The organism is Thiocapsa sp. UBA6158, assembly GCF_002423035.1.
In the GTDB taxonomy this organism is placed as follows: Bacteria; Pseudomonadota; Gammaproteobacteria; order Chromatiales; family Chromatiaceae; genus Thiocapsa.
This window is the reverse complement of the sequence record NZ_DIUM01000078.1, coordinates 1-5,623: the sequence shown is the minus strand read 5'-3', so window position 1 is coordinate 5,623 and position 5,623 is coordinate 1. Positions and strand designations below refer to the sequence as shown.

The window sequence follows — 5,623 nt, the reverse complement described above, 5'->3', positions numbered from 1 at the left end:
AAGGTGTAACTGCTCTTTTTAGGTTGAACCTAGATCCGGCAGTTGAACGGCCCCTGGAGTGCGTCCCGCGCGGTGTCCGGCAAGGCGCGACGAGGCGGCGTAGTGGTTCTACGCCAACGCGTTGCAACGCAGTCGGGCGCCGCGCGGGGCGTGCTCCAGGGGTTGTAGCGGCCTTCAACCTGCCGGTGAGCCGTCAGACGAGCACGATCGTCTAGGCCGTCGAGACCTTGCATGAAGCACGCAGCGGTCAACTGCCGGATCGAGGTTGAACCGACTCCGCTCGATCGCGCCGCGTCCGAGCGCCGTGCCTACTCGATCGAAGGTACCGCATCCGAGATCTCGAGCTCGCGTCGGTCGAGTCGGTTCTCCGCCTTGAAGCGCGCGGCCTCGCGGATCAGGGCAAGGCGCGCGCGGTCCCGGCCCCAAATCGTCTCGAGGCGACGCTCGGGCTTGACCTCTTCCGTCCAGAGACGCCAAAGCAGGGTGGCGTTCTCCCAGTAGGCGGCGCCGATGGTATGTCCGTCGGGGCTGAAGTCTGCGTAGGCAACGCCGCCGAGGTCGCCATCGAGGGTCAGAAAGGATTCCTCCGGCAGCGGGCTCGGACGCGTGGGACGCATCCAAATACGCACCGCGCCGTCACGCGAGGCGGTCAGGATCCAGCGTCCGTCCGGACTGAATTTGGCGGCGTAGATCCGATCCTTGTGCCCGACGAGATTTGCGAGCAGGGAGCCGTCCAAGGCCCAAACCTGTGCCTTCGCGTTCAATGACGCGGTGACGAGCGCCTGACTTTCCGGTGCAAACGCGACGCTGTAGAGGATGCCGGCCTGGGGCTCCAGATATCGGGGAGACGCGCAGCCGCCGTCGGTCAGCCCCACCAAGGCGGCACTGCCGTCCTCGCTGGAGGTCGCGAGCCAGCGACCGTTCCGGGAGAAGGCGACGTCCGTCACCACTTTCGTATGCCATTGTGCCGCGCACACCGGTGCCCAGCCGCCGGTGCTGTCCACCCGCATGATCCGGACACCGCCGCCGTCGTCGCCGGTCGCGACCAGTGTTGTTCCATCCAGGCCCTCGGAGACCGCTGCGGCCTGAACCGCGCTTCCGCCCTCGCCCCACCCGGGAGCACCGTCGAGCGGGGCGCAGGCGAGCGTATCCCAGAAGCGTACCGGCTCGGCGAGATCGCTCGATGTCGTGATAAGCCAGCGTCCGTCGGGGGCGAACAAGGCCTGATGGACGCTCGGACAGCTGCGCCCGCTATCCGGGCTGCAGGGTGAACCGTCGGCGGAGACCTCCAGGCGACAGCCACCGCCGCTGCTCAGATTCCAGACCCGGGCAGTGCCGTCGTGACCCGCGCTTGCCAGCCGGTCCGCCGAGGGCGAGAAGGCGACCCGACGCACGCGCCCCTCGTGACCCCTCAGGGTCCGGATGCGCACCGGCGGGGGCGCATCGTCGCGACGATCGTACTGCCAGACCTCGACCCTTCCGTCGAAGGCGGCGGTGGCGAGCATGACCGACCCCGACCCTGACTCCGTGGTCCCTGCATCCGGCGATCCCGTGGCTGCGGCAGGCGTCTCGGCCATCGCAAGATGCCAGACGTGATCGACGCTGGGGAGATGGAAGGCCAGTGTCTCGGTCGGTTTGACCGACCAGAGTCGCGCCGAGCCGTCCGGATCCGAGTAGCTCAGGACCCGACGGCCGTCGGAGCTGAAGCGGGCATCCGTGACCGCCGCGTCATGACTGAAGACCGCCACCTCCTTGCCGGAGAGCAGACCCCAGAGGCGTGCTGTCTTGTCGAGCGAGGCGCTGAGCACGAGTGGCTCGCGATCCTCGTCGTCCATGCCCGGCGACACCCGTACGTGCTCCACGCTCAGGTCGTGATGCCCGAGGACCTCGGCATTGCGACTCTCGAGATCCCAGCGTACCACCTGTCCCGCGTCGTCTCCGGCGATCAAGTACTGTCCGCCGGGCGAGAACACCGCCTCGCGCACCGCGGACTTGTGGATGCGAATCCGTCGGCCGTCACGCTCGATCACACCGAGCTCGGCAAGCTCGCTGCCGTCGAGGTCGTAGACGCGGATCCGCTCGTCCGCGGAGGCCACGGAGATCCGCCGACCCGCCGGGTCGAATCGTGCATCGTTGGCCGGCCGGCCGAGCGAGCCGCCGGTCGGCAGGACCACCCGTTCGGTGCCCGTGCGGGTCTCGAGCACACGCGCGGTGCCGTCGCGCGAGGCGGTGACGAGCAGCTCCCCGTCAGGCGCAAAGGCGATGCTGCGCACCTCGCTCGCGTGCACGGGCACGTCCCAGAGCGGTGCCCCGGGACGGCCCAGATCCAGGAGACAGACGGCATAGCGGTCCTGCGGCGCAGCGTGTGAGATGGCGAGAAAGCGGCCATCGCGATCCAGCGCAATCGGACTGTCCGAGCGCGCGCCGCAACTCCAGTCGGGCGGCCGACCGGGCTCGGCCGGGAGCCGCCAAACCCCGGCCTCGCCGATCCCCAGGATGGTCTGCGGCTCTGCGCTGCCGATGAAACGGACCGAATGGATCGGCGTCCGGGGACCGAACAGGCGCGCCTCGGGCTGGTAGCTCAGCCCGCGCAGTGCCCAAAGCTGCGCACCGTCACCCCGCGATTGAGTGACCAGGCGCTCGCCGTCGTCTCGAAACGCCGGAGGCAGCGGCTGGTCGCCCGCCATGACCTCGGAGTGGACCATCGCGATCATGCGGTTCGTGGTGAAGGCACGACTCAGCGTATCGGTCGCTGCCTCGGGCAGATAGGGACCGGCATTCAGCGCGAGTCGCACCGCCTCGGGCGTGTTGCCCTGCCGCACGGCCAGATCCGCCGCCTTGAGCAGGCTGCGCTGAAGATTCAGGGTGGCCTCGCGCGAGGCGTCCCAAGCCCAAAAGGCCGCCCCGGTGGCAAGGACCAGGAGTGCAGCCAGGGTCAGGCCGAGGAGCCGAGCCCACCGGTTGCGCCGCCGCTGCAGTACCAGGTGCTGATGCGAGTGCTCGAGAAGCTCCTGCTCCAAGGGCTCGAGCTCCTCGCCGTAGGCATCCGCGAAGCGCCGCGCCGCGGCATAGCCGGCCTCTCCGAGCAGATATTCGCGATTGCAGTCGGTGCGCCTCCACAGACGTGCTTGGCGGGAGATCTGATAGCGCAGGATCAGATCGCGTCGGTTGCTCGGGTCCGCAACCCAATCGCGGATCGGGGACCACCGCTCGAAGAGGGCCGGATGGATGAAGCTCGCGAGCGCACGGTAGTCCTCCCAGTGCAGGACAGGCACCGCGTCGGGATCCTCGCCGCGCTCCACCTCCGCAGACGTGATGGCGGGATCGGGGGCGACCTCGAAAACGCCGTCCGACGGCACCGACACATCGCGTCCGACGATGCCGCGCCTGCTGCGCAGCCGCTCGCGCCACTCCTCCCCGGTCTGGATCATGATGCGGCGCAGATCGTCCATGAGGCGCGGCGCCTCCTGCGTGCAACCGAGTCGCGCCGAGGGATCCGCCACGCCCTCGGCAACCAGCAAGCGAGCCTCGATGAGCGACTCCACGAGCCTGCCGACCGCCGGATGGCGGGTCAGGGTAAGCAGGTCGCCACGGCGTGCGCCAAGCGCCGACGTGCCTCCGCCCTCGAGCGCGATCAGGCTGCGGCAGAGCACAGGCAGGGCGTCCCGGGTCTCGGGATCCAAAGCCTCCCAGAGTGCGTCCGCACGGCGCAGCAGAGAGCCGGAGAGTCCGCCGACACGGCGATAATCGGCGAGTGTCAGGGGCGGATTCCGGGTGGATTCCCCAGTGCCGGAGCCGTCTCGCGCGCGTCCGTAGAGCTCGTCCAGCAAGGGCTCGAGTACGGCCGGCCAGTGCTCGAGCAGGCTCGCCTCTGATTCCAGCGCCTCGACCAGGCCGCGTCCGCCGCCGGCCATTCCCTCGTATTCGATGCCGGCAACGCGCGCGGGGATCTCGATGACCTGTCTGATCCGCGCCGCGGGCGGTGGCTCCAGGCGAAACCAGCTCTGCTCGTCCAGGAGCGCCGCGAGCTCGGGCAGCTCGCCGAGGTGGCGCAGGTAGTCGCTGCGCAGCGAGGAGATCACCCAGACGTCATCGCGGGCAGCAAGCAGGACCAGCGCCTTGAAGAAAGACCGGGTTCGGGACGCTCCCCGCATCGACTCCGTAAACAGGCGATCGAGTGGATCGACGATGATCGCGAGCTGCAAACGCCCGTTGGCTCCGTCACTTCTGCTCGCCGGGTCATCGGCCAGCTGCGCGAGCGCGGCCAGAAGCTGATCGGCGGCGACCTCCGGCTCGCTGACCAGCAATCGCGTCAAGCGAGCGACATCGAGACCGAAGGCATCCAGCGCCGGCCCCAGCAAACCGGGCGCGGCGAGGGCGACGGCCAGGGCCTCGATCGGATCGCGATCATCCAGATCCACGAAACCCCAGCGGCAGCCGGCAATGCCCGGGAAGAGAAAGGGCCGGATCAGACGCGGCAGCAGCCCGGCGCGGATCAGCGAGCTCTTGCCCACCCCGCTCGGACCGCTCAACAAGAGCAGTCCGCGCCCGGAACCTTGCAGCGTCTCCAGGCGTGTCACCAGCTCGCGCGTCTCGGTCTCGCGACCCGTAAAGACGCGGTCGTCGACCACCTCGAACGGCGCACCGGCACGGAAGGGACTCCCGCGCCAGTCGGCGGCATCGGAGGCCAGGCGTCGCTCCGCACTGATGCGTCGGTTCAGGAGCTTGCGCAGTTGCGTCTCGAGCAGCTCGCGGAAGCTGCGGTCGTTGCCGAACTGTCTGAAGGCGCGCCTGAAACTGCCGTCCGGGTTGAAGAAGTGGGTGCGAAAGAACTCTTCGAGTCGATGTCGGTCGGCGAGCGCCTCGCGGGTCGCCTCGGCATTGTTGACGTCCACCATGCGCGGCGCGGTCTTTTTGTAGACCAAGACCTCGGGGGTACCCGTGCGGGCCGATTCGCGCACCGCGTCGACGAACTCCCACTCGGTCCCGGTCATGCCCTCGTAGGGATCCTCCGCGAGCGGGGTGCCGAGCCGCGTCCAGAGCATGACGAGCACGATCTCGCATTCCGAAGGGCGCAGGAGTCCGGCCTGAAAACTCTGCGCCGCCGTCAGCGCCTCCTCCTCCCAGAGAACCGCCTGGAGGCTGAAATAGGGGAGATATTCCTGGGCCAACGCCTCGATCACATCCTTCACCAGGGCACGCTCGTGCTCCAGATCGGACGGCGAGGAGACGAAGATTCGGACCTTGTGCTCAGTCATGAGGGTGATCGGGAACGGACATGCCGCAACTATAACTCGGGGCGGGTGGATTTTTCGGAACCGAGATGGCTGCCCGCCGTTGGCGCGTTCAACCTAGATCCGGCAGTTGAACGGCCCATCGAGTGCGTCGCGCGTGGTGTCCGGCAAGGCGCGACGAGGCGGCGTAGTGGTTCTACGCCAACGCGTTGCAACGCAGTCGGGCGCCGCGCGGGGCGTGCTCCAGGGGTCGTAGCGGCCTTCACCCGGCCGGTGAGCCGTCAGACGAGCACGATCGTCAAGGCCATCAAGACCTTGCATGAAGCACGCAGCGGTCAACTGCCGGATCCAGGTTCAGCTGTTTCAGGGTGTGACCGAAACTGATGCGT

Annotated in this window: 1 protein-coding gene; it reads right to left on the bottom strand. The window is 68.2% G+C overall.

The window, feature by feature from the left end:
* Positions 1-308: 308 nt before the first annotated feature.
* A complete protein-coding gene (locus B4N44_RS11380; RefSeq protein WP_296700852.1) occupies positions 309-5,258 on the bottom strand; it encodes an AAA family ATPase in 4,950 nt (1,649 codons plus the stop codon).
* Positions 5,259-5,623 lie beyond the last annotated feature (365 nt).